This window comes from Sphingomonas sp. M1A8_2b, from assembly GCF_053345535.1.
This window is the reverse complement of sequence record NZ_JBKFAH010000001.1, coordinates 373781-397484: the sequence shown is the minus strand read 5'-3', so window position 1 is coordinate 397484 and position 23704 is coordinate 373781. Positions and strand designations below refer to the sequence as shown.

General features: G+C 64.4%; 18 protein-coding genes, 1 tRNA gene and 1 pseudogene. 11 read left to right on the top strand and 9 right to left on the bottom strand.

From position 1 onward, the window contains the following. Positions 1-100 precede the first annotated feature (100 nt). Positions 101-5209 (bottom strand): beta strand repeat-containing protein, encoded by a 5109-nt coding sequence (locus ACLBWL_RS02015; RefSeq protein WP_447789777.1) that lies wholly within the window; start codon positions 5207-5209, stop codon positions 101-103. Between the two features lie 302 nt (positions 5210-5511). On the opposite strand from ACLBWL_RS02015, the gene ACLBWL_RS02010 reads away from it, so the two are divergent. The 4 genes and pseudogenes from ACLBWL_RS02010 to ACLBWL_RS01995 all read left to right on the top strand — a co-directional run. After that, positions 5512-6813 carry a UDP-glucose dehydrogenase family protein gene (locus ACLBWL_RS02010; protein ID WP_447789775.1) on the top strand — a complete coding sequence of 434 codons (1302 nt, stop codon included), beginning with the start codon at positions 5512-5514 and terminating at the stop codon, positions 6811-6813. 1608 nt (positions 6814-8421) lie between these two features. Further along, the gene (locus ACLBWL_RS02005) at positions 8422-8589 is read left to right on the top strand and encodes a hypothetical protein (protein WP_447789773.1); all 168 of its coding nucleotides are present in this window, start codon (positions 8422-8424) and stop codon (positions 8587-8589) included. A 70-nt stretch (positions 8590-8659) separates the two neighbouring features. Further along, positions 8660-8998, top strand: a complete 339-nt coding sequence (locus ACLBWL_RS02000; protein WP_447789771.1) for a hypothetical protein — start codon at positions 8660-8662, stop codon at positions 8996-8998. A gap of 9 nt (positions 8999-9007) precedes the next feature. Further along, a pseudogene (locus tag ACLBWL_RS01995) lies at positions 9008-9325 on the top strand (Fic family protein); the annotation flags it as partial. 71 nt (positions 9326-9396) lie between these two features. Here ACLBWL_RS01995 and rhuM read toward each other — a convergent pair. From rhuM to ACLBWL_RS01980, 3 genes are all read right to left on the bottom strand, one after another. Beyond that, positions 9397-10449, bottom strand: a complete 1053-nt coding sequence (rhuM, locus tag ACLBWL_RS01990) for a RhuM family protein (RefSeq protein WP_447789769.1) — start codon at positions 10447-10449, stop codon at positions 9397-9399. A 100-nt stretch (positions 10450-10549) separates the two neighbouring features. Then, a complete protein-coding gene (locus ACLBWL_RS01985; RefSeq protein ID WP_447789767.1) occupies positions 10550-10735 on the bottom strand; it encodes a hypothetical protein in 186 nt (61 codons plus the stop codon). A gap of 141 nt (positions 10736-10876) precedes the next feature. Continuing rightward, positions 10877-10950: transfer RNA gene (locus ACLBWL_RS01980), tRNA-Gln, on the bottom strand. Between the two features lie 163 nt (positions 10951-11113). Between ACLBWL_RS01980 and ACLBWL_RS01975 the strand changes: the two genes are divergently transcribed. Continuing rightward, positions 11114-12178, top strand: coding sequence for a Ppx/GppA phosphatase family protein (locus ACLBWL_RS01975; RefSeq protein WP_447789766.1), 1065 nt, complete (start codon positions 11114-11116; stop codon positions 12176-12178). Beyond that, on the top strand, positions 12175-12846 hold the full coding sequence (locus ACLBWL_RS01970; RefSeq protein ID WP_447789764.1) for an RlmE family RNA methyltransferase: 672 nt from the start codon (positions 12175-12177) through the stop codon (positions 12844-12846). Before ACLBWL_RS01975 ends, ACLBWL_RS01970 begins: the two co-directional genes overlap by 4 nt. Positions 12847-13040: 194 nt before the next feature. On the opposite strand, the gene ACLBWL_RS01965 is transcribed toward ACLBWL_RS01970, so the two are convergent. Continuing rightward, complete coding sequence (locus ACLBWL_RS01965) at positions 13041-13370, bottom strand: PilZ domain-containing protein (protein ID WP_131587184.1); 330 nt, start codon at positions 13368-13370, stop codon at positions 13041-13043. Between the two features lie 327 nt (positions 13371-13697). Here ACLBWL_RS01965 and sucC point away from each other — a divergent pair, with 327 nt between their 5' ends. The 4 genes from sucC (at position 13698) to ACLBWL_RS01945 (ending at position 18163) form a co-directional block, all read left to right on the top strand. Beyond that, the gene (gene sucC, locus ACLBWL_RS01960) at positions 13698-14900 is read left to right on the top strand and encodes an ADP-forming succinate--CoA ligase subunit beta (protein WP_056053980.1); all 1203 of its coding nucleotides are present in this window, start codon (positions 13698-13700) and stop codon (positions 14898-14900) included. 372 nt (positions 14901-15272) lie between these two features. Further along, a complete protein-coding gene (locus ACLBWL_RS01955) occupies positions 15273-16019 on the top strand; it encodes an electron transfer flavoprotein subunit beta/FixA family protein (RefSeq protein ID WP_447789761.1) in 747 nt (248 codons plus the stop codon). Further along, a complete protein-coding gene (locus ACLBWL_RS01950; protein ID WP_447789759.1) occupies positions 16016-16945 on the top strand; it encodes an electron transfer flavoprotein subunit alpha/FixB family protein in 930 nt (309 codons plus the stop codon). The genes ACLBWL_RS01955 and ACLBWL_RS01950 overlap by 4 nt, the downstream gene beginning before the upstream one ends. A 459-nt stretch (positions 16946-17404) precedes the next feature. Further along, a complete protein-coding gene (locus ACLBWL_RS01945) occupies positions 17405-18163 on the top strand; it encodes an energy transducer TonB (RefSeq protein ID WP_447789758.1) in 759 nt (252 codons plus the stop codon). A gap of 4 nt (positions 18164-18167) precedes the next feature. On the opposite strand, the gene ACLBWL_RS01940 is transcribed toward ACLBWL_RS01945, so the two are convergent. Then, complete coding sequence (locus ACLBWL_RS01940) at positions 18168-19253, bottom strand: acyltransferase family protein (RefSeq protein WP_447789756.1); 1086 nt, start codon at positions 19251-19253, stop codon at positions 18168-18170. A 95-nt stretch (positions 19254-19348) separates the two neighbouring features. Here ACLBWL_RS01940 and ACLBWL_RS01935 point away from each other — a divergent pair, with 95 nt between their 5' ends. Continuing rightward, positions 19349-20590, top strand: a complete 1242-nt coding sequence (locus ACLBWL_RS01935) for a dipeptidase (protein ID WP_447789754.1) — start codon at positions 19349-19351, stop codon at positions 20588-20590. A gap of 145 nt (positions 20591-20735) precedes the next feature. Here ACLBWL_RS01935 and ACLBWL_RS01930 read toward each other — a convergent pair whose 3' ends face one another. The 3 genes from ACLBWL_RS01930 to ACLBWL_RS01920 all read right to left on the bottom strand — a co-directional run bounded on the left by ACLBWL_RS01930 (position 20736) and on the right by ACLBWL_RS01920 (position 23609). Next, positions 20736-21989 carry an MFS transporter gene (locus ACLBWL_RS01930; protein WP_447789752.1) on the bottom strand — a complete coding sequence of 418 codons (1254 nt, stop codon included), beginning with the start codon at positions 21987-21989 and terminating at the stop codon, positions 20736-20738. Beyond that, the gene (locus tag ACLBWL_RS01925) at positions 21989-22522 is read right to left on the bottom strand and encodes a hypothetical protein (RefSeq protein ID WP_447789750.1); all 534 of its coding nucleotides are present in this window, start codon (positions 22520-22522) and stop codon (positions 21989-21991) included. Before ACLBWL_RS01925 ends, ACLBWL_RS01930 begins: the two co-directional genes overlap by 1 nt. Before the next feature lie 61 nt (positions 22523-22583). Next, positions 22584-23609 carry a histone deacetylase family protein gene (locus ACLBWL_RS01920; protein ID WP_447789748.1) on the bottom strand — a complete coding sequence of 342 codons (1026 nt, stop codon included), beginning with the start codon at positions 23607-23609 and terminating at the stop codon, positions 22584-22586. Positions 23610-23704 lie beyond the last annotated feature (95 nt).

The window sequence follows — 23704 nt, the reverse complement described above, 5'->3', positions numbered from 1 at the left end:
AAACCGATTCGGTGTTGTTTATGGTTAAGCCCTAAATCCTAATCGGATGTTGCGGTGCGGCGCGCTTCACCGCTTAAACCGGTAGGCGCGCCGCAAAGCGTCAGCCGAAGGCGTAAACGCCGCTGCTCGCCGAAGTCTGCACCAGTCGGTGCGCGGCCGCCCCGGTCAGCGTGATCGTCGCGCCCTGATCGTATTTCACCGTCAGGTCGTTGCCGGAGATTTCCATCATCGGCTGATACCCCGACTTGGCGAACGCCGAGAGATCGAGCAGGTCGTGACCGGCACCGAAGTCCGCGATCGTCGCCGACGTCCCCAGCGTGACGAGGAAGCGATCGTCGCCACCACCGCCCGCGACGGTCGCGCCGGTGCGATCGACCAGCAGCAGTTCGTCCGCCACCGAACCGGTTACGCCGCCGACGCCGCCCACCAGGATCGCATCGTAGCCGGTCGCCGCGCTGCGGGCGTCGGCGATCGCATGCCCCGCGGTGGCAAAGCTTTCGGTCGTCGCCACGCCCGCGGCGGTCGTCGTCGTCCGTCCGGTCATCACGCCCGCGGTGTAGCTGCGGACGATGCTGCCGCCGCCAGTCAGTTCGGTCTTGCTCGAATAGAGCTGATCCTTCGCGGTATCGAAGTTCATCGTGGTGCGCCCGGCGGCGTCGGTCACGACCTTGCTCTGCTCGCGGCCGGCGACGTCGAAATATTGCTGCGTCCGCCCGGTCGCATCATTCACCTCGGCATAGACGCGGCTGCCGTCGGCGCGGGTGCGATCGACCGAGATCGTCTTGCCGGTCGTGTCGGTCTTCACCACGCCGACCGCATAGTCGGAGCCGGCCGGCATGTAGACCGTGTTGACCGCCGAACCGTCCGGCGCGGTGACGTATTTGCGCGTGACCGTGCCGGCCTGATCGTACAGCAGCGTCGTCCACTGCCCCATCGCGTTGACGGTAACGTCCTTGGTGAGCCGTCCGGCGGAGTCGAACGCGCGGCTGTGCGTGATCCCGCCGCTTTCGTCGGTGCGGCTGAGCAGCGTCCCCGTCGCCGCGTCGTATTCGATAGTCTCGGTATTGCTCGCGCCGAACGTCGCGGCCTTCGTCATCCGCCCCTTGGCATCGTAATAGGTCAGCGTGCGCGTGCCGTCTGGATCGCGCGTTTCGGTGTAATCGAGCGTGCCGTCGGCATGGCGTCGCGACACCGAGACGACCGCACCCTTCGCGTCCACCAGCTGGGTTTGCGTGACGTAGGAATGGCCGGTCACGTTGTAGATGGTGTTCTCGGCAGTGCCGTCGGTGCGTTCGACGAATTTGAAGGTCTGCTTGCCGGTCGTCGCGTCGTACTGCGACGTGGTCCAGGTGCCGGCCGTATCGACGACCACCCCGGTCGTGCGGATCCCGGCCGCGGTATAGGTATCGGCGGTGCGCGATCCGTCGGCGTTATAAGCCTCGACGATCTTGCCGCCCGCCGCGAGCTGCGTGCGGCGGCTCGCCAGACGACCATTCTCGTAGAGCGAGGTCGCGACGTCGCCGTTGACGAGCTGGCCGATGTCGCGCGTGGTGAAACCGGTCGCGGCGTCGATGCTGGTGGTGTGGCGTTCGCCGCCCACCGCGATCGTCACCGACTGGACGATCTTCCCGGTCGCATCATAGGTCTGGATCAGGCGCGACCCGTCGGCGGCGTTGGCTTCCTGATAGGCCAGGCTGCCATCGGCGTGGCTGCGGATCAGCGCGGTGACCTTGCCCTTCGCGTCGAACACGCTGCGCTCGGTGGTCCAGGCCTGACCGGTGATGCCGAACGACTGGGTCTCGCCGCTGCCGTCGGCATTCTTGATATAGCGCTTCGATACCGCGCCCGTGCCGTCGAGGACGGTCGTGGTCCAGGTGCCGGCGGTATCCACCGTCACCTCGTTGATCTTCTTGCCCGCGGCGTCATACGTCACGGTCGAGCGACTGCCGTCGGGCAGGACCGAGACGATCTGCGCCACGACCCCGGCCTTGAAGCTGGTGGTGACGGTGCCGCCGACCGCCGACTGGACGACGCGCGTCACCAACGTCGCGGTGGCGGGATCGTAGGTCAGCACGGTGCGCGTGCCGTCCTTGGTAACGTCGCCCGTCACCGTGGTCTCGGTCTGGCGGCGGCCTTGCGAATCATAGGCGGTCGACACCTTCGAAGAGCCCTGCACGACGTCGGTCGAGACCAGTCGGCCACCGGCCGCGCTGCGGGTCAGCGATACCTGCTTGCCGGCCGCATCGGTGACCTGGACCTCGGTCGTCCAGGCGAGCCCGGTCAGGCCGTAGGCGCGGGTTTCGCTGCTGCCATCGGGATTGGCCACATAGACCTTGGTGACCGCACCGGTCGTCGCATCGTACAGCGTCGTGGTCTTGGTGCCGTCGGGATCGGTCTGCAGCTGCGACGTCTTCGCGCCCGCACTGTTGTAGGTATAGCTGACCTTGCCCTGACCGTCGTTGGTTTCCGAGTTCGCCAGACCGCCATCGGCATAGGTCTGGTTGCTGGTGATCGTGCCGTCGGCCGCCTGTGCGATCCGGGTCTTCAGATTGCCGGTCGTCGCATCATAGGTCGAGACGACCCGCGCGCCGCTGACTGCGGTGATCGTCTGGTTGAGCTTGTGCCCGGTCGCGTCATAGGCCGTCGTCGTGCGGACGCCGTCGGAGGCGTAGGAGTCGGTATAATCGGGCGTGCCGTCGGCATGGCTGCGCACGACCGATACGACCTTGCCCGCCTTGTCGGTGGTCTGCGTCTCGGTGACGTAGGATTTGCCGGTGACGTTGTAGCTGGTGACGATGCTGCGCCCGTCGGCATATTGGACATAGGTGCGCTGCGGCTTGCCGGTGGTCGCGTCGAAGACCTGCGTGGTGTAGGTCTTGGCGGTATCGACGTCGACTTCGCGCGTCTTCATGCCCGACATATCGAAGGTTTCGGACACCCGGCTGCCATCGGCGCGGACGACCGTGCGATCGGTCATCACGCCCGCCGTGTAGCTGATAGTCGTCGTCGCCGCCGTGGTCTGGACGACGCTCGCCGACAGCTTGGCGGTGGTGGCATCATAGGTCAGCGACGTGACGGAGCCGTCGGCCGCGTTGGTGACCCTGGTCAGCACCTGACCCTTGGTCCCGTAGGTGCTCGACACCTTGCCGCCATCGGCCAGAATCTGCGCGGTCGTCACCAGCGTGCCGTCGGCGCGCGATCGCTCGACCAGCGTCACCACGCCCTTGGCGTTCACCACCTGATGCTCGGTCGCATAGGCGAGACCGGTCAGGTTGTACGAAAAGCCCTCGCTGCTGCCATCGGGGCGCTGGATGAACTTGCGCGTCACCGCGCCGTTCGCGTCGAATTGCGACGTCGTCCACACGTTGGCGGTGTCGACCGTCACTTCGCTGACCCGCTTGCCCGCCGTATCGAAGGTGTCGGTGATCCTGGAGCCGTTCGCCGCGATCGCCGTGTAGGTCGAGACGATGCCGTTCTTGTACACCGTCGCCGCGCTGCTGCCGTCGGCGTTGGTGACGGCCATCACGGTCGGCTTGCCGGTCGTGATGTCGTAGCTGGTGACGGTGCGGCCGACCTTGGGATCGTTGACGATCGTCGCCGACAGCTTGCCGGTGGTGAAGCTCTGATCGCTAACCACGCCGCCCGCGAATTCGGTGTGGATGTTCGAGATGACACCGCCGACATAGCCATAGTCGGCGGTCGAGACGAGCACGCCCTTGGAGTCGAACGACTGGTCTTCCTTCCAGCCGTCGCCGGTTTCGGTGACCATGAACGAATAGCCGCCCGAGACCTTCGCGAGCACGTCGCCGTAGTTCGCGATCATGTAGCGCATCGTCGCGACCGACGCGACGCTCAGCACCGAGCCACCGGTCAGCGTCACGCTCTGCAACCCGGTCGAGCCCGCCAGCTTGTCGATCTGCGCGACGAGGCCGTCGGCGGTCGTGGACAGCGAGGCGGGAACGACGGTGACGGGATCGCTGTACGCCGACTTCGACCCGACCTCGACCACCAGCGCATGATCGCCGACCGCGAGCGTGATCTTGCTGACATTGGTATAGGTCGCGATCGGCGTCGTGCCCTTCAGCGGGTCGTAGACGTAGACCGTCTTCTGGACGCCGCCGAGATCGACGGTGACGGTCTGCGCCGCGACTGCCGTCTCGGTCTGGGTGGCGGTGTTCCACAGATTGGTGTCGCGCCACACCATGATGTCATACGCACCATTGGCCTTGGTCAACGCCATCGAATGGCCGTCCGCCGGCAGGCCGCTCAGCGAATACGCGCCCGCCGCCGATGCCGACGTGCCGGTGCCGGCATCGACATAGGACAGCAGGCTGGTCAGGTTGTGGACCGCCGTCGCCGCCAGCTTGGGCGAGCCGTCGACGTTGAACAGACCGAAGTGGAACTCCTTCTCGGAGCCGTCGGGATTGAGATTGCTGTCGAAGAGTTCGTACAGGAACGTCTGGCTCGACCCGTTCTCGAACGCGTTGAGCAGCGAATTGACCGTCAGCTTGGCCTGCGCGCTCTGGTTGACGCCAAGTCCGGCATCCGTCGCCAGCGTCGTGTAGCCGGTTTCGGTGATGATGACCTTGTCGCCCTTGGCCGCGGCAGCGGCGCGCGCCATCGAGTCTTCCATCACCTTGTCGGCGGTGCCGCCCGACGCGGTGTAGGCATGCGCGTTGGCATAATCGGAATAGGCGCCGAGATCGCCGATCGCCGCATAGGCCGATGGGCTTTCGAGCGCGACCGACAGGTTGATGACCGACACGCCGGCCAGGCCCGCATTGGCCTTCACCGCGGTATACAGTGCCTTCTGGTACGCCACCGCCGCGGTCAGCGAACCGTCGCCGTTATAGCTGAAGGGCTGGGTGTTAATCTCGTTGAGGCCCTCGACCGCGACGATGCTGCCCGGATGGCGCGCCTGGAAGTCGTCGAGCGCGGCGACATAGCCGGCCAGTCCGGATGCCCCGGTTGCCGGCAACCCCGACGACGTCACGAAGTCGAACTTGATCCCCGACGCCGCCATCGCATTGACCACGGCGCCGCCGGTGCCGATCGTCTTTAACGAATCCCGCACCGTGTTGATGCCGAGATAGTCGAGGCTGGCGATCACCAGACTGGCGTTCGCATAGGCGCCGTTGGCGTTGCCGGAATGGCCGTTGACGCCAAGCGTCGACAGGAACGATGTAGCGGAAGCGGTTGTGTTGGGCACGGTGGGCATCTCCATGACGTCACTTACGCAATGCACCGAGAGTCCTGCCCCGAACCCTAAGCAAAGCCGTTAAAATCCCGTTAAGCGTAATATTTTTACAATTTATTTCGCAGTGCAGCAAGCTCGTGCGACGGGGTCGAATGGCACGCTTCGACGCGTCGAACGGCGCTATTGGGACGACCGGGCCCCGGCGCAGGCCTTGCCATAATGGCCGAAACGGGGCACCAGACCCGCCCACACGCTGCCGTGCAGCATAGACGGCCTGCGCGTGTGCAGGCTTCGCAAGATGTGAGAAAACGACCATGCGGATCGCGGTAATTGGAACTGGGTATGTCGGACTCGTGTCGGGGGCATGCTTCGCCGACTTCGGTCATGACGTCATTTGCGTCGACAAGGACGCCAGCAAGATCGACGCGCTGCACGACGGTCGCATCCCGATCTTCGAGCCCGGCCTTCAGGCGCTCGTCGAGACCAACGTCAAGGCGGGGCGCCTCGGTTTCACCACCGACCTGACCGAGGGCGTCAAGGACGCCGAAGCGGTCTTCATCGCGGTCGGCACCCCGTCGCGTCGCGGCGATGGCCATGCCGATCTCGGCTATGTGTTTGCCGCCGCAGCCGAAGTCGCAAAGGCGGTCAGCGGCTTCACGGTGGTCATCACCAAGTCGACCGTCCCGGTCGGCACCGGCGACGAGGTCGAGCGGATCCTGCGCGAGAACAATCCGGCGGCAGAATTCGCGGTCGTCTCGAACCCCGAATTCCTCCGCGAGGGCGCCGCTATCGACGACTTCAAACGCCCCGACCGCGTCGTTATCGGCGGCCATGACGAGCGTGCGATGTCCGTGATGCGCGAAATCTATCGCCCGTTGAGCCTCAACAGCTCGCCGGTGATCGAGATGTCGCGGCGCGGCGCCGAGCTGACCAAATATGCCGGCAACGCGTTCCTCGCGACCAAGATCACCTTCATCAACGAGATCGCCGATCTCTGCGAAAAGGTCGGCGCCGACGTCCAGGAGGTCGCGCGCGGCATCGGTCTGGACAAGCGGATCGGGTCGAAGTTCCTAAATGCGGGCCCGGGCTATGGCGGTTCGTGCTTCCCCAAGGACACGCTGGCGCTGCTCAAGACCAGCCAGGATTACGAAGCGCCGCAGCGGATCGTCGAGGCGGTCGTCGCGGTCAACGAGAACCGCAAGCGCGCGATGGGCCGCAAGGTCATCGCGGCGATGGGCGACGAAGTCCGCGGCAAGACCGTCGCGGTGCTCGGCCTGACCTTCAAGCCCAACACCGACGACATGCGCGACAGCCCCGCGATCGCGGTAATCCAGTTGCTCCAGGATGCCGGCGCGCGCGTCCAGGCGTTCGATCCCGAGGGCATGGAACAGGCCGCCAAGTTGCTCCAGAACGTCGATTTCAAGACCGACACCTATGCGACGATCGAGGGCGCCGATGCGCTGGTGATCGTGACCGAGTGGGACGCGTTCCGCGCGCTCGATCTCAAGCGCGTCAAGGCGTTGCTGTCGGAGCCGATCCTGATCGATCTGCGCAACATCTATCCGCGCGACGTCGTCGAGAATGCTGGCTTCAAATATATCGCGGTCGGTCGCTGACCGGCGCGGCGGCCCGGCCACGATCGTGACCGGGCCGTTCTACCGCACGAGGGCTGGTGACGCCCGTCCAACACGGACCAAAAAATCCTGCATTATGCTGCGCAGAAGAGCCGGTCGCGGGGCCGATCGCATCTCGTCTCCAGCATTCCGGGGAAGCCTTACGGTACCCCGCATCCACAATAGTACCGACATGGGAAGCGCGTAAGGGCGACAGGAATCGTGCGCCGTTACGGTTTTATGACCAAAAATATCTTGATGTTTATCTCACAATAGAACATTTTGACCAAGACGGCGCTAATCGCCGCTGGAGAGAGATGATGCATTTGAGCTCGACCTGGGATGCGCGCAAGGCAAAAGGCGCTTTGGTTCTGTTGTCGATGTCGTCCATCTGTTGGGCGGCTGCGATCGGCTTCGTCGTCCTCCACTGATCGACCCACGGATCCACGCCGAGTCGTTTCGGCGTCGTGACAAGTTGAATTCGTATGTGCGGCCGCGGGATTTGATTTCCGCTGGCCGTATTTTTGTGGTCGCCTGATCTGAGCGTTGCGCACTCTGCTTATGATACGCGTGAACGCATAGCAGCCGCGGCGCCTCTCATGTGCCAGCCCACCGCATGCAGCGCCGGAGCGCGTTCGACAAACTCGCGCCCTGCCGCGATTGGTCACCGCGACAGACTCCTCCGCCCGGAACTGAAGATCCAGACAGTCGGCGCTTCAGATCTGCGTCGGTGATTGGCGTCCCATGTTCAAAATAATCGACCGCCCGGCCCCCGCCCCACACCAAGCGACGCTACACCGACCTGGAAGAACCAGCGCGGTCAACAGCTAGGCGCGATCTCCGGTCGCCCAGGCGAACACCGGTGTCAGTCGTCATACCGTGCGCAGCAGGCAGCGATCGATCGTTCCCGACCGGTAGCACATGACGATTTTGGAAGAATCGTGCGGCTTGACAAAAGACGCTGTCCGCAACCCCTAAGGGGCGCAAAATTCGCCCTGTTTTCGGTGACATATGATCGGCCTCAGAAAGCGCTTCAGTGACGCTGAGACTGCCCGATGCAGCGTTTTCAGGGGGATGCCGACCCATCGTTAGCTTCGACTTCGTCGCTTATGCCTACGCGCCGGCGGCAACCTGCGTGCTGCTACCGGTGCCTGCGTTGCAACGCGCTTGGCGCCAGCACGGACGGCAATGGATCGGACTGTACGGGACGAGGCGGGCAGCGAACCAAGGCTACACGTCCGTCAGCGTTCCTGTACCGCGCGGGGTGCTGATGCAGGCGATCGTTGAGGCAATGTTCGTCTCATAACTGGCTGATGGCAAAATCCAACCTGTGGTGTTCTGATGCTCCCGGAACGACAACTTCTAGTGCGTTCTTATGTCGGTAGGAGCATTGGAAGGGGGCAGCGCGAAACATCAATGTCAAGCCTTGACAAAATATTTTTTCATTCTTGCCGCGCCGCGCTGTTGCAGATTGGGAGTGAGTAAATGTACACGCTTACTACCACCGCGAACGGCGAAAGAATCGCGCACCCACTGGCATTCACTGTTTGTCAAGGGGAACGACGCATCATCGCCGATCGTTGGTGCACCACAGCCAGATAGGAGCTGCTTATGTCCGAAGAACTGCAGAAGGCCCTGAATTCAATCAAGGGCCATCGCATGAACGCCACGGAGCGCGACGCTCAACGCGTCAGCTTCGTATATGGCAACGCATCGTCGAAGGATAATGGAACCAAGGAAGCGGTCATTCGCGCCCTTGACCTGGCGGAAGTGGCCTGATCCTATTCGCCTTCGCGAAACTACGGGAAGCCCGGCGTTTTCGCCGGGCTTTTTGTTTGTGGAGCGTTGAATGTCATTTTTTGTCGATGAAACGCACGACCTTTTCAACTTTATCTCGACCCGAAACCGCGCCCGGCAATTCGATTTTCTAGAAATGTCGTTCGAGGTATCACAACGTAGTGCAGGCCTTGAGATCGACGACGAGTTCATATCAACGCTCAACGCATACGCTACGCGATACATCTCGATGCAGCCAGGCCGGTACCGCCGCCACTACAACGTCATGGTTGGCGCACATCGACCGAGCGACTGGAGTTTAGTGCCGGAGGAGATGGAAGCGTTTCTCCGTACGCTGCATGCCAACTGGGCGGCATGGTCGGCGCCACAGGCGGCTGCATATGCCTTATGAGGCGTAAACCACGTGCATCCGTTTTGCGACGGCAACGGCCGCACAGCTCGCGCGCTGTGTTATTACGTCCTGTGTCAAAAGCTCGGTCAGTGGCTTCCGGGTAAGCTTACCGTTCTCGAACAGATTCGGACATCGTATCGCGCATACCACTGTGAGGTTCTGCAACGTATGCACGACGCGCGGGCACGTCCTGGGATAACGACCGATTTGACGGAAATGAGCGCCCTGATCGACGGCCTTACAATCACGCAAATTAATCACTTCATGTCGGAACAGGCCGCTTCAGCGTCAGCCATTCCAACCCCCGGCCTGCCTCCTCACCCATGATACCCCGCGCGGCTCGCGTATCAGCGCAGGCGATCGAATAAGCTGCTTCGTCTCGTGAGGGGCTTAAGGTCTCATTGAGAGGGCCTCTTTGGCCGTGGCAGAGACTTATCCACGTCTCGCAGCGCCCGAATGACCTGATCGGCTTGCTGATGCCGAATCTCTTTCTGCGCGAGCTTGTATTTCTCGTACTGGCCCTCGGCATATCGCTTCGCCGCGTCATGGCTGACACGTCCGCCCGAGCGAAGCACTTGCCTATTCAGGAACCGAAGTTGATCGTCCAGCAGCGAAGCCGCCTCCGTCATCAGCGTCAGCTTGCCGATGCGCAACTGGTCCTCAAATATATCAAGTAGAATTACCGTAAGCCTGTTGAGTTCGGAAAGCTCGGCATCAGCAAGGTATGACTTTGATGTGGATACATCACTTTTCCTGATGTTTTCGTTGGCCCAATTGGTCAGGCCCATGTTCTCTACGGCAGCGTCCGCCCGGCCCCTCACAATCTCAGCCGGAGTGTGGGACGTCACCGCGAAAAGCAGCTTGGCTTGCATCTGCATATAGAAGTCGCGGGACTGCGTTAAGGCAGGGTCGTAGTCCTGACACATCGCACAAATCGTTCGAAGTTCGCGATATACGTTAGATTCGTCGGCTCGAATCTCGCGAACGATCTCGCGAAGCTCTGCAATTCGGTCACCGCTATCGGCGCCCTTAAGCCGGGATTTATCGACGACGAAGCCCTTCGTTGCAAACTGAACGAGCTTGTCGGTCGCCCAACGCCGAAACATCGTGGCCTGCTTCGACGACACTCGGTAGCCGACCGAAATTATCATATCCAAGCTGTAATGCTCGATCGTGCGAGCGACCCGCCTTCCGCCCTCGAGTCGAACTATTTCAATTTCTGTAAGGGTTGCCGCTCGCTCTAGCTCGCCCTCCTCATAGATATTCGCGATGTGCCGGGAGATCGACGCTACGGTAACGCCGAACAGGTCGGCGGCCTGCGCCTGGGTCATCCAAAGCGCCTCGCCGGAATATAGGATCTCCAGATTCACCCCGGTGAAGCTGTTGTAAATCAAAAACCGGCGGCCGTTGTCTCCGTCTTCGAGCAGATGGACCGGCGTCGAATCGCTCATTCGTTTTCTCCAAGCATATAGAACGTCTGTAGAACACCGATGGCGTAGCTGCCAGTCATTCAACTTTCTCGAAGGCTATCCCCGCGACGCAATCATTGCCTCAGCGCTCTGCCTTGGCGGCAGCGTTGACGACCGCCCGCGCTGCGGTGTCCTCTGTCGCATCTGCCATCGACTCCCACGTCGCAGCAGAACGTTCATGCATTTCCCGCCTATTGGCGAGCGTGGTTTTCTCAGCAGCTTCGCGCTGGGCGGCTGCGTTCGCACGATAGGTTTCGGCGGGGGTCATTCATCTCTTCCACAATCGGCGTTCGCAAACGCTCGCTCGCGTTCGCCACCAATCGAAACCGCAAGAGGGACCAAATGTGGGAACGCCCGCGCGTGGAACGGGAGAACATCCCGCCTTTTCAACAACTTAAGCGGGAATCGCTGGATGCCCCGTGAGGATTCGAACCTCAATAGGCGGTATCAGAAACCGCAGTCTTACCATTAGACGACGGGGCATCAGCGAGGGCGCGATCTAGGCGGGCGGTTTCGCGCTGTCAACGCCAAGATGCGGCGGGGCGCCACGTCGCTTGCGTAATCGCTGCGCTCCGCTACATTCGACGCCAAGCACCGGGCGGGAATTTTCCTGCGGCGGCAGACATAGATAGCGAGTTTTACGGCGATGGGGGATGTTTCCACCCGAATGCCGTTCCGGCAGGGCGGTCCTGCCCGTCCGGCGGCAACCCGGCCCAGTTGTGGGCGGTGGGCCGACGCGCAGGCATTTGCCGCGCTGGATCTCGGCACCAACAATTGCAGATTGCTGATCGCGCGACCGCAGGCCGGCGGGTTCGCGGTGATCGACGCGTTCTCGCGAATCGTCCGGCTCGGCGAAGGGCTCGCGTCGACCGGCAAGCTGAGCGACGCGGCGATCGAGCGGACGATCGCGGCGCTTCGCGTGTGTTCGGACAAGCTGCAGCGGCGCAACGTCACGCTGGCGCGGTCGGTGGCGACAGAGGCGTGCCGGCAGGCGTCGAACGGTCCCGATTTCATCGCCCGCGCGCTGGCGGAGACGGGAATCCATCTCGATATCATCTCGGCGGAGGAGGAGGCGCGGCTCGCCGTGCTGGGCTGCCATGCGCTGATCGAGCCGGGCGAAGATCCCGCGCTGGTGTTCGACATCGGCGGCGGCTCGACCGAACTCGTGCTGATCGATACCTCGACGCCGGTCCCGACCGTGCTCGACTGGCACTCGGCGCCGTGGGGCGTGGTGTCGCTGACCGAGCATGCCGGCGGTGGCGAGGGCGACGAGGGCCGCCGCGCTGCGTATGCGCGGATGCGGCAGGTCGTCGCGGACAGTTTTGCCGGGTTCGCCAGCCGCCTGCCCCGGCATATCGAGCGACCGCGGCTGCTTGGCACGAGTGGCACGGTGACGACGCTTGGCAGCGTGCATCTCGGGCTGAGCCATTACGACCGTTCAGTGGTCGATGGGCTGATCGTGCCCGCGGCGGCGATGCGGAAGATCAGCGCCGACCTTTCCCACATGTCGATCACGGACCGCGCCAAGCTGCCGTGCATCGGCAACGAGCGCGCCGACCTGGTGGTCGCGGGCTGCGCGATATTGGAGACGATCATGGATTTGTGGCCCGCCGAACGGCTCGGCATCGCCGACCGCGGCATTCGCGAAGGCATACTGCGCGGCCTGATGGGTTCGCCCAAGCCCGGCAAAGCCACGGGAGCGACGGCATGAGCCGCGGCGGCTCCGGTGGGCATGTCCGCGTTCTCACCGCGCGCAAGCGGACCGCGCAGTCGACGCGGTGGCTCGAGCGGCAGCTGAACGATCCGTATGTGAAGCGTGCCAAGGCCGACGGCTATCGCAGTCGCGCGGCGTACAAGCTGATCGAGCTGGACGAGCGGTTCGAGCTAATCCGGGGATCTAAGCGCGTCGTCGATCTCGGCCTCGCACCGGGCGGTTGGGCGCAGGTGATCCGGCGGCGGATCCCCAAGGCGACGGTCGTGGGCATCGACCTGCTGGCAGTCGATCCGATCGAGGGCGTAACGATCTTCGAGATGGATTTTCTCGACGATGCGGCGCCGGGGAAGCTGATCGAGGCGCTCGGTGGCGCACCCGATCTGGTGCTGTCCGACATGGCGGCGAACACCGTCGGGCATCCGCAGACCGATGCGCTGAGGACGATGGCGCTCGTGGAAACCGCGCTGCACTTTGCGTGCGAGGTGCTGGAGCCGGGTGGCACGTTCGTGTCGAAGGTGTTCGCGGGTGGCGCCGATTCGGAGCTGGTCGCGGAGATGAAGCGGAACTTCAAGACGGTGAAGCATGCCAAGCCGCCGGCGAGTCGCAAGGGGTCGGTCGAGTGGTTCGTGGTCGCGCAGGGGTTTAAAGGCCGAGACCCGAAATAGCGCAGCTATTTTCGGATAAGTCGAAAGCCCGGCCAGCGGCGCACAGCGACGACTGACGACGTGGCTTTGCCACGGCGCGACCTGCTTCTCTCTATAAGGCCGCCGGCAAAGCCGTCGTCGGATGGGTTCGCTGGAGCGACCCACCGGCCGAGCTAGCGATTGCGCTGCGCGCATCGGCTCGGGCGTGGCCGAGCCTATCGCTGGCTGAGCGCTACGATATGCTCGAACACCGCGGGGTGCAGCGGCTTGGCGAAGGCGCAGCCATATTTGAACTTGTCGCGCCACGCCACGACGGCCTCGAGCGCGGCCAGCCCCGGTAGCGTCAGCCACACCACCGTCCCCGGCCACAGCGTAAAGCTGGTTTCAGCGCGAAAGCCCGAGAGCGACAGGTCGGTGACCTCGATCTCGAACCGGGTCTGACCACGATCGCGCAGATGCGCCCGCATCTTCACCGCTTTGCGGAGCGCCTGACGAAGCTCTTCGCTGGTCGGATCGTGGGGCAGTGGAGTCGCAGGCTGTGTCATGCCGGTATAGTGCCCCAAAAAGGGTTACTTTTATGCAAACGCGCGCCACTTGGTCGGTCCATCTATACCGACTCCAATGTCGTTTCCTCGCGATCTTAGGACGTTATGAGCGGAACGCCACAGAAAACCGGCGCTTGCAGAAAACCACCGATCTGAGCCGACTCGCGAACCCTATCGTGTGGAGACCTCGCGTGCTACCCGCTCAACACCGCCTCTATTGCGAACGAGACGCAAGTGCATATGCCTTAAGGGTGGATATTTCCTCCGCCCTGTGCTTTACGCCCAACCAATTCCCGAGTTTCCTAAAAATTGCGTGGAGCCTTCCCGATGAACATCCATGAATACCAGGCCAAGGAACTGCTGGCCAAGTTCGGCGTCCCCGTGCCTGCCGGTTTCGCGGCGCTGACCGTCGAGGAGGCCGTCGAGGCCTCGAAGAAGCTTCCCGGACCGCTCTATGTCGTCAAGGCGCAGATCCACGCCGGCGGCCGCGGCAAGGGCAAGTTCGTCGAGCTCGGCCCCGATGCCAAGGGCGGCGTCCGCCTCGCCAAGACCGAGGACGAGGTTCGCGCGGCCGCAACCGACATGCTCGGCAACACGCTCGTCACCATCCAGACGGGTGACGCGGGCAAGCAGGTCAACCGCCTGTACGTCACCGACGGCGTCGACATCGACAAGGAATTCTACCTCGCGCTGACGCTCAACCGCACCACCGGCCGCGTTATGATGGTCGTCTCGACCGAAGGTGGCATGGACATCGAGGCGGTCGCGCACGACACGCCCGAGAAGATCCAGTCGATCGACATCGACCAGGCGACTGGCTTCATGCCGCATCACGGTCGCGCCGTCGCTGCTGCGCTGAAGCTCACTGGCGATCTCGCTAAGCAGGCCGCGAACACCGCCTCGAAGCTGTATGACGCGTTCATGGGCACCGATGCCGAGCAGATCGAGATCAACCCGCTCGCGGTCACCAACGACGGCAAGCTGATGGTGCTCGACGCGAAGGTCGCGTTCGACGGCAACGCGCTGTTCCGCCACAAGGACCTGCTCGAGCTGCGCGACGAGACCGAGGAAGATCCCGCCGAGCTCGAGGCGTCGAAGTACGACCTCGCCTACATCAAGCTCGACGGCGACATCGGCTGCATGGTCAACGGCGCCGGCCTCGCGATGGCGACGATGGACATCATCAAGCTCAACGGCATGTTCCCGGCCAACTTCCTCGACGTCGGCGGCGGCGCCAACAAGGAGAAGGTGACGGCGGCGTTCAAGATCATCCTCGCGGATCCGAACGTGAAGGGCATCCTGGTCAACATCTTCGGCGGCATCATGAAGTGCGACATCATCGCCGACGGCATCGTCGCCGCGGCGAAGGAAGTGAACCTCTCGGTGCCGCTCGTCGTCCGCCTCGAGGGCACGAATGTCGAGAAGGGCAAGGAGATCCTGGCCAACTCGGGTCTCGCGATCGTTCCTGCGAACGACCTTGGCGATGCCGCGAAGAAGATCGTCGCAGAGGTGCAGAAGGTCGCGGCATAAGCCCGACTGGTCGCACATACTGATTCTGCGAAAAGGGGGCTCGGACGGAAACGTCCGGGCCCTTTTCGTTGGTCTCGATCGCCAGCTTCACGATCCTCCCCCGCCAGGGGGAGGTGTCGCCGAAGGTGACGGAGGGGGAGGACACGGAGCAGAGGTTTCGCTTACCTCCCCCTCCGTCTGGCAAGGGCCAGCCACCTCCCCCTGGCGGGGGAGGATTCGTCGGAAATACGACTGGTCCGACCGAACGATCGCCGTGACGCTACGGCATGGCGATGTTTCCATACCGGACTTGCGAAAACGGCTTGAAACAGCCATCTGTCGCGCCAACGCCGGTTGGCGAGAACGAATAGATTCACCTTGGAAGGAACCCCGATGAAGGTGCTGGTGCCGGTCAAGCGCGTGCTTGACTACAATGTGAAGCCCCGCGTGAAGGCGGACGGAACGGGCGTCGATCTGGCGAACGTCAAGATGAGCATGAACCCGTTCGACGAAATCGCGGTCGAGGAAGCCATCCGCCTGAAAGACAAGGGCGTGACCGAGATCGTCGTCGTGTCGATCGGCGAGCAGAAATCGCAGGAAACGCTCCGCACCGCGCTCGCGATGGGTGCCGACCGCGCTATCCTCGTCGTCAGCGAGACCAAGGTCGAGCCGCTCGGCGTCGCCAAGATTCTTGCCAAGATCGTCGAGCAGGAAAAGCCCGACATGGTCATCCTCGGCAAGCAGGCGATCGACGATGACAACAACCAGACCGGGCAGATGCTCGCCGGGCTCCTGAACTGGGGCCAGGGCACGTTCGCGTCGAAGGTCGAGATCGCTGACGGCTCGGTCAACGTGACGCGCGAAGTCGATGGCGGCGCCGAGACTGACACGCTGAAACTGCCTGCGATCATCACCACCGATCTTCGCCTCAACGAGCCGCGTTATGCCTCGCTGCCGAACATCATGAAGGCGAAGTCGAAGCCGATGGCGCAGAAGACGCCGGCCGATTTCGGCGTCGACGTGACGCCGCGGCTGACCACGCTGAAGGTCGTCGAGCCCGCCAAGCGCTCGGCCGGGATCAAGGTCGCCGATGTCGACGCGCTGGTCGGCAAGCTCAAGGAAATGGGAGTCGCCAAGTGAAGACGCTCGTCTGGGTCGAACATGACGGTCAGGCCGTCAAGGATGCCACGCTGTCTGCGGTCACTGCCGCATCGCAGCTTGGCGAAGTCCATCTGCTGGTCGTCGGCCAGGGCGTCGACGGCGTCGCTGCCGAAGCTGCCAAGATCGCCGGCGTCGGCAAGGTCCACGTCGCGGACGATGCCGCGTTCGCGCATGCACTGGCCGAGAACGTCGCGCCGCTGGTCGTCGAGCTGATGGCCAGCCACGATGCGTTCCTCGCGCCGTCGACCACGCACGGCAAGAACATCGCGCCGCGCGTTGCCGCGCTGCTCGACGTCATGCAGATCAGCGACATCCTGTCGGTCGAGAGCGAAGACACGTTCACGCGGCCGATCTACGCCGGCAACGCGATCGCGACCGTGCAGTCGACCGACGCGAAGAAGGTCATCACGGTGCGCGGCACGGCGTTCGCCAAGGCTGCTACCGAGGGTGGATCGGGTGAGATCGAAGCGGTTGCATCGACCGGCGACAAGGGTCTGTCGACCTTCGCCGGCTCGGAGATCGCCAAGAACGAGCGCCCCGAGCTGACCAGCGCGAAGATCATCGTCTCCGGCGGCCGTGCGCTGGCCTCGAGCGACCAGTTCCACGCGCTGATCGATCCGTTGGCGGACAAGCTCGGTGCCGGCGTCGGTGCCTCGCGTGCCGCGGTCGATGCGGGTTACGCGCCGAACGACTATCAGGTCGGCCAGACCGGCAAGATCGTCGCCCCGGAAGTGTATGTCGCGGTCGGAATCTCGGGTGCGATCCAGCATCTCGCCGGCATGAAGGACTCGAAGGTCATCGTCGCGATCAACAAGGACGAGGACGCGCCGATCTTCCAGGTCGCGGACATCGGCTTGGTGGGCGATCTGTTCAAGATCGTGCCGGAACTGACAGAGAAGCTGTAAGCCCGAGCGAGGCGTGCAGCAGCACGCCGCTGCGAACCAGCAAAGCGCAGGTTCGCACGCGAAAGGCCGGCCGCCGGCGCTCCAGCGCCCACCGACGACGCGGGATTTACTCCCGCGTCGCGCGCCAGCCACGAACGGGCGGTGTGACTTCTGTCGCACCGCCCGTTCTAGTGTCTGCCGAACGTACAGGTCTGCCGACGCCCAACCGATTTGTTTACAAACCGACGTCTATCTCACCCAAAGTGCCACCTCCCCGGCGAAGGCAGGGGCCCAATTGGGAAACGGAGGTAACGGCGGACGGTCCTTCGTCACATCGACCTTTCCAATTGGACCCAGGCCTGCGCCGGGGAGGTGCATCTGTCGAAGCGGGATCAGTACCGAACACGTCCGGAGTACCGAGATCGTTCCGCGCCCTCACGCGCAGTTGTCGCCCACCGCGCCTCTCCCCAATTACCCAGCATGTACGGCGTCCACCCGAACCCGCGCGACCGCCTGATATCAGCCGCCGGCGCCGTTTTACTCTGCGCAGTCGTCGGCTCCGCGCTGATCCTGGGCCTCGGCGTCAGCCTCCCCACCGCCATCCCTGAACCCCTCAAGACTTTCGCCGTCGGTCCCACACCGCCGCCACCGCCGCCCGAAAAGATCGTCCCCCGCCCCGCGAAGAGCCACCGCCCCGAAGGCGCGGCGGCCCCCGCGAACCTCCGCTCCAAGGCGACCGAACTCGTCGTCCCCAAACCGATCGTCCCCCCCATCGTCTCGCCACCACCCGTCATCGCGACGCTCAAACCCGGCCCCGGCAGCGACGCCACCTCGGGCGCTGCACCCCTCCCGGGCCCCGGCACCGGCGCAGGGGGAGAAGGCAACGGCACGGGCAGCGGCCGCTCCGGAAATGGCGGCGGCGACGGCGGCGGCGAGACCCCGCCCCGCCTCCTCAAGGGCCGCTTCAAGAACAAGGACTTCCCCAATGCGGAAGCGGTGATCGGTGCGGGCGGGGTCGTCGGCGTGCGCTACACGGTCGAGACCGATGGCAGCGTCACGCACTGCATGATCACGCGCTCGAGCGGCAATGCGGTGCTCGACGCGACCACCTGTCGCCTGATCGAGCTGCGCTTCCGCTACCGGCCCTGGCTCGACGCCGCCGGCCGCCCGGTCCGCTCGACCGTCGTCCACAATCAGGAATGGGTGAACCAGCTTGGTCCACCATCACGCGGTTTCTGACGCGCTATCGCCCCAATCGTCCCCCACTCAGCGCCCTCGCCGCCGCCGGGCAAACCGTCAGCAGCGTCCGCCCCAGGACGATCGTCGCGCCAAGCACCAGCAACGGCTGCACCAGCAGATACACCGGATAGATCTGTGAGCCGAGCGGCCCGGTTGCCAGCCCGATCACCGGCCCAAGCAGCCACAACAGCACCAGATGATCGCAAAACGCGAGAAACCCGTAACGCTCGGCCGCCCGCAACCGGTCGGCGACGCCGCTCCCCGCGAGCGCCCAGGCCAGCCGCCAGAACAGCACCGCCGACGCCAACCGGAACACGAGATCGAACGCCGTCATCACGTGCGGATGCGCATCGAAAAAGACGTTCCCGAGCAACGCGGTCCAGAGCCTCGGCGCGATCAGCACCATGAATGGCAGCGCACACACTGCAACCGGCCAGCCCGCCACGCGCTCCGCCATACCGAACCGCCGCGCGGCGATCCCTGCGGTGAAGAACAGCAGGATCTGCGGCCGGAGAAGTAGCGGGATGTGCATCGCCGAGACGCTCCACACGACCACCACCAGCGCCACCGCAGCAAGCCACGCACTCGACGCCCGCACCAGTAGCGGCGCGATCGTCATGCAGACGAACAGATCGCGCAGGAACGGCATCTGCACGTTGATGTCGTTGGCGCGCACCACGGGCACGAGTTCGTTCAACGTCCAGCCGATGCTTGCCGGCGCTGGTGCCTTCAGCGTGCCGAACGTCGCCGCACCGCCCACCAGGACGATCGCGATCGCGTTCCAGAGCAGCATCGGCAGCAGGATCGTCCGTGCCTTGCCCGCCAGGAACGGCGCGTACGCTCGCCGCATCGCCGTCGAGACGACCAGCCAGCCCGAGATCATGCCCAGCAACGGCACCGCGCTGCGCCCGAACAGCTCGCCCAGCGCTATCCGCAGCACCGCCTGCCCACTGAACGCCCCCGCCGCCAGCTCCTCCGCGGTGCGGCCGGTCCACGCATGGACATAGACGATCCCCAGAATCCCGATCAGCCGCGCGATCGCGATCGCGGTGGAGAGCTGGCTGTCCTGCTTGGTCGATCTGGTCTGCAACGCCGGCCTTTCCGCATTTTCGGCCGCGCCTTTACCCCGCTTGTGGCCTGTGAACACCTGCTTCAGGATGGAGCGGACGCCACGGGGGACAAGTCATGATCGCCGCTTTCCTGCTGATCGCCGCGCAGGCGAGCCCCGCCGCGGCCCCAGACGCACGGATAGCCCGCCGGGTCGAGCGCGTGCTGGACCGCATCTCGGTGATCGACGGCCACAACGACCTCGCCTGGGAACTCCGCGACCTGCACGAGGCGAAGGTCGAATCGGTCGACCTCATGGCGGACACCGCGCATCTGCCATACCCGCTCCAGACCGACGTTCCCCGGCTGCGGAAAGGTCATGTCGGTGGCCAGTTCTGGTCGGTCTACATCCCCGCCGACGCCCCCGACCCGGTCAGGATGACGCTGGAGGAAATCGACATCGTCCGCCGCTTCGTTGCGGCCAACCCGGCGATTTTCGAACTCGCGACCACCGCCGCCGACATCCGCCGGATCGAAAAGGCCGGGCGGATCGCGTCGCTGATCGGCGTCGAGGGCGGGCATCAGATCGACGGGCGGTTGTCGGTATTGCGGCAATATCGCGCGCTCGGCGTGGCCTATATGACGCTGACGCACGGCAAGAGCCTGAACTGGGCGGACAGTTCGACCGACGCGCCGCGCGCCAACGGCTTGAGCGCGTTCGGCCGCCAGGTGATCGCCGAGATGAACCGAATCGGGATGATCGTCGACGTCAGCCACGTGTCCGACGCGACGATGGCGGCGGCGTTGGCCGCGACCAAGGCGCCGGTGATCGCCTCCCATTCCAGCGCACGCGCGATCGCCGACGCATCGCGCAACATACCCGACGACCTGCTCCGCGCGATCGGCGCGAACGGCGGCGTGGTAATGGTGAACTTCTACCCGTCCTTCCTGTCGGCGCCGTGGCGCGCGTGGGATGTTGCGCGCTCGGCCTATGCGAAGAGCATCGGCGTGCCGGCGGGCGTCTACGGCGCCAAATCCCCTGCGCCGCTGGTGGCGTGGGACGCGGCGCATCCGGAGCCGCAAGTCACCGCCGCGACGGTCGCCGATCATGTCGAGCATATCGCCAAGGTTGCCGGCCACGACCACGTCGGGATCGGCGGCGATTTCGACGGAATCCAGGGGACAGGGCCGATCGGGCTGAAGGGGGTAGACGGCTACCCGCTGCTGTTCGCCGAACTGGCGCGGCTGGGGTGGAGCGATGGCGATCTGGCGAAGCTGTCCGGCGGCAATGTGTTGCGCGTGATGGAGCAGGTCGAAGCGTTCGCGAAGGAGATGGCGGGTATGCCGCCGGTCGACGCGACGGATGTGGCGTCGCGGTAGAGGGGTTGAGGGAAGCCAGACTTCCTCTCCCCTCCCTGAAAGGGAGGAGGCGGGGTGGGTCGGGTTCCGCGAATCCGAACTTCTGGACACAAGCAGGCCAACCCACCCCCAGCCCCTCCCTTTCAGGAAGGGGAGAAGTCAGCGGTCAAGGATCCGGCATCCGCTGCGGTACCGGCGGTTCCACCACGAGCGGCGGCACGGTGCGTAGCACCAGTCCGATCACCAGCGCCGCCGCCCCCAGCAACAGGCAGAACGCCGTCACCCCGGGCCATCCGGCATGCGTCCACGCGAATCCACCCGCCGATCCCAGCACGCTCGACCCCATGTAATAGAAGAACAGGTAGAATGCCGCCGCCTGCCCGCGCGAGCCCTGCGCGCGCCTGCCGACCCAGGCACTCGCGATCGAATGCGCGCCGAAAAAGCCGATCGTCACCACCGCGATCCCGGCGATCACCAGCACCAGCGGCGTCATCGCGGTCAGCGCGATGCCGGCGATCAGCAGCACGACCGGAATCCAGAACACCTTCCGCCGCCCGAGTTGCCCGGCAAGCGTGCCGAACTTCGCCGAACTGACCGACCCCAGCACGTAGAGAAGGAACACGCCGCCGACCGCTGCCTGGCTGAGGCTGTAAGGCGGGCGCATCAACCGGAACCCCGCATAATTGTAGATCGTGACGAACACCCCCATCAACAGGAACGCCTCGAGATACAGCAGCGGCATCGCGCGATCGACGAACAGCGAGCCGGCACTCCGCAACAACGCACCCGGTCGTCCGACGCTCGGCGTGAAATTGCGCGAAAGTGGTGCGAGCCGGCGGAACGCCTCCGCCATCGCCAGCCCCGCGATTCCGACCGCGGCGAGCGCCCAGCGCCAGCCTTCGAGATCGGCGACGACGCTGACGACCAGCCGCCCGGCCATACCGCCAAGCGCGCTGCCCGCGATATACAGCCCCATCGCTGCACCGACTGCGCCGGCATCGACCTCCTCGGCGACATAGGCCATCGCCACCGCCGGCACGCCCGCCAGCGCGACGCCGGTCAGGAAGCGCAGCACGAGCAACCCGCTCCACCCCGGCACGACCGCCGCCGCCAAGGTCAGCGCGCCCGCCGCGAACATCGCCGCGATCATCAACGGACGCCGCCCGACCCGGTCGGACACGAACCCCGCGAACAGGATGCCGATCGCCAGCGGTCCGGTCGCGAGCGACACCGCCAGCGACGCGCCTTCCGCGGTCAGCCCGAACTGCGCGGCGAACAACGGCAGCAACGGCTGCACCGAATATAACAACGAGAAGGTCGAGAACCCCGCGAACAACATCGCCAGCGTCAACCGACGATAGGCGGGCGTCCCGATCGCAATAGGGGGCGGCGGAGCAATCGAGGTCGGAGCGGCGGCCATCAACCGACTGGACGCTTGAAATAATGGAATGGTAGCCACGACGATACGAGTTGCCATCCGTGCGTCGCCATCGCCTCGGTATCCGGGCCGATGCCGACCATGCGGCGATACTCCCACACGCGGTCAGTCTGGACGAAGATCAGCCGGAACATGCCCGTGCCGACCAGCTCGCGGCCGTTCGCGCCCTCCTCCGCCATGATCGCCATCTCGTTGAACGCGTTGGCACCCTGGCGGACGATATAGTCTGGATCCTCAAGGTCGTCGGTACGGCCACCACCGAAGCGCTGCTGTGCCGCCTGCTTGCTGATCCCGACCAGCGCACCGATCTCGGTCCAGCTCAGTCCGGCTCGGCGACTGGCATCGATCCAGCGATGCAGCGCCAGCCGTGCCTCGTCGGCTACGACGTGCGCGGCTTCAATCATCGGCGGATATTCGTCGCGTGCCGCGCCCGCAAACGGGATGCGTTCCTCATGCCACGCCAGCGCAAGACCGGCAGCGCGCTGGCGAAGATCAGTTTCGTCGGATGGTGTCATGGCAAACCTCGCCGTCAAGATATTATTGACGATTTGTCGATGAAACGTTGCGGTTAAAACGTCAAGATATTCTTGACGGCACGTCGAAGCCTTCCAGAAATCCCGCTACGTTGTGGCCGAGCGCATCGACCGCATAGCCGCCCTCCATGACGATCGCGGTCGGCCAACCGCGCGCGGCGATGTCGCGCGCGAGCACCGCGTAATCGGGCGTGGTCAGCTTGAAGTGGGATATCGGATCGCCCTCCCACGTATCCGCGCCGAAGCTGACGACGACCAAGCCGGGATCGAACGCGGCGATCGCGTCGAGCGCGGTGGTCTGCGCCGCGCGAAACGCGTCGATCGTCGTGCCGTGCGGCAGCGGCAGATTGAGCGTCGTGCCATGCCCTGCGCCCTCGCCCGTTTCGTCGGCATGGCCCCAGTAGAACGGATAGTCGGTCTTGGGATCGGCATGGACCGAGGCGTAGAAGACGTCGCCTCGTTCGTAGAATATGTCCTGCGTACCGTTGCCGTGGTGATAGTCGATGTCGAGGATCGCGACCCGCGCGACACCGGCATCGCGCGCCGCCCGCGCAGCGATCGCGGCGCTGTTGAGGTGGCAATATCCCCCGCAATAATCTGCCCCCGCGTGATGCCCCGGGGGCCGGCACAGCGCGAATGCGGCACGGTCGCCACCCAATACGGCGTGCGTCGCGGCAAGCGCGGATTGCGCGCTGCCATAGGACGCAGCCCAGGTCTCGGCCGTGATCGGCGTCGTCGCATCGAAACTGTGCGCCCCGATCAGCGCATCGATCCGCGTCAGGTCGAGCGGCCGGCGTCCCCGGATCGGGAAGGCGTAGGGGATCGCATCGCCCTCCCGCCCCGCCTCCCGCCAGAGCCGGGCGGCATCCTTGAGAAACGCGACATACGCCGTGGAATGCACCGCGAGGATCGGCGCCTCGCCACGATCTTCCGGCACCTCGACCGGCCCAAGCGCGCGCAGGATCGCGTCGACCCGCGCGGGCGTCTCGGCATAGGCGGTGAACGCCCCGTTATGCAGCTCGCGCGCCGGGGCGTGATTCCGCTGGGCCTCGTCGAAGAACACTCGCATTTCTCGCCTTCCTGACGCCTGCATCATCATGACAGAACCGACGGAACGCTTTGGAGGTCCTCGTACCAGTCGGCATGGATGCATGCACGTTCGAT

Coding starts and splice junctions, on each gene's coding strand:
- ACLBWL_RS02010 (WP_447789775.1), top strand. CDS start 5,512: ATGCGGATCGCGGTAATTGGAACTGGGTATGTCGGACTCGTGTCGGGG.
- ACLBWL_RS02005 (WP_447789773.1), top strand. CDS start 8,422: ATGTCCGAAGAACTGCAGAAGGCCCTGAATTCAATCAAGGGCCATCGC.
- ACLBWL_RS02000 (WP_447789771.1), top strand. CDS start 8,660: ATGTCATTTTTTGTCGATGAAACGCACGACCTTTTCAACTTTATCTCG.
- rhuM (WP_447789769.1), bottom strand. CDS start 10,449: ATGAGCGATTCGACGCCGGTCCATCTGCTCGAAGACGGAGACAACGGC.
- ACLBWL_RS01985 (WP_447789767.1), bottom strand. CDS start 10,735: ATGACCCCCGCCGAAACCTATCGTGCGAACGCAGCCGCCCAGCGCGAA.
- ACLBWL_RS01975 (WP_447789766.1), top strand. CDS start 11,114: ATGGGGGATGTTTCCACCCGAATGCCGTTCCGGCAGGGCGGTCCTGCC.
- ACLBWL_RS01970 (WP_447789764.1), top strand. CDS start 12,175: ATGAGCCGCGGCGGCTCCGGTGGGCATGTCCGCGTTCTCACCGCGCGC.
- ACLBWL_RS01965 (WP_131587184.1), bottom strand. CDS start 13,370: ATGACACAGCCTGCGACTCCACTGCCCCACGATCCGACCAGCGAAGAG.
- sucC (WP_056053980.1), top strand. CDS start 13,698: ATGAACATCCATGAATACCAGGCCAAGGAACTGCTGGCCAAGTTCGGC.
- ACLBWL_RS01955 (WP_447789761.1), top strand. CDS start 15,273: ATGAAGGTGCTGGTGCCGGTCAAGCGCGTGCTTGACTACAATGTGAAG.
- ACLBWL_RS01945 (WP_447789758.1), top strand. CDS start 17,405: ATGTACGGCGTCCACCCGAACCCGCGCGACCGCCTGATATCAGCCGCC.
- ACLBWL_RS01935 (WP_447789754.1), top strand. CDS start 19,349: ATGATCGCCGCTTTCCTGCTGATCGCCGCGCAGGCGAGCCCCGCCGCG.
- ACLBWL_RS01930 (WP_447789752.1), bottom strand. CDS start 21,989: ATGGCCGCCGCTCCGACCTCGATTGCTCCGCCGCCCCCTATTGCGATC.
- ACLBWL_RS01925 (WP_447789750.1), bottom strand. CDS start 22,522: ATGACACCATCCGACGAAACTGATCTTCGCCAGCGCGCTGCCGGTCTT.
- ACLBWL_RS01920 (WP_447789748.1), bottom strand. CDS start 23,609: ATGCGAGTGTTCTTCGACGAGGCCCAGCGGAATCACGCCCCGGCGCGC.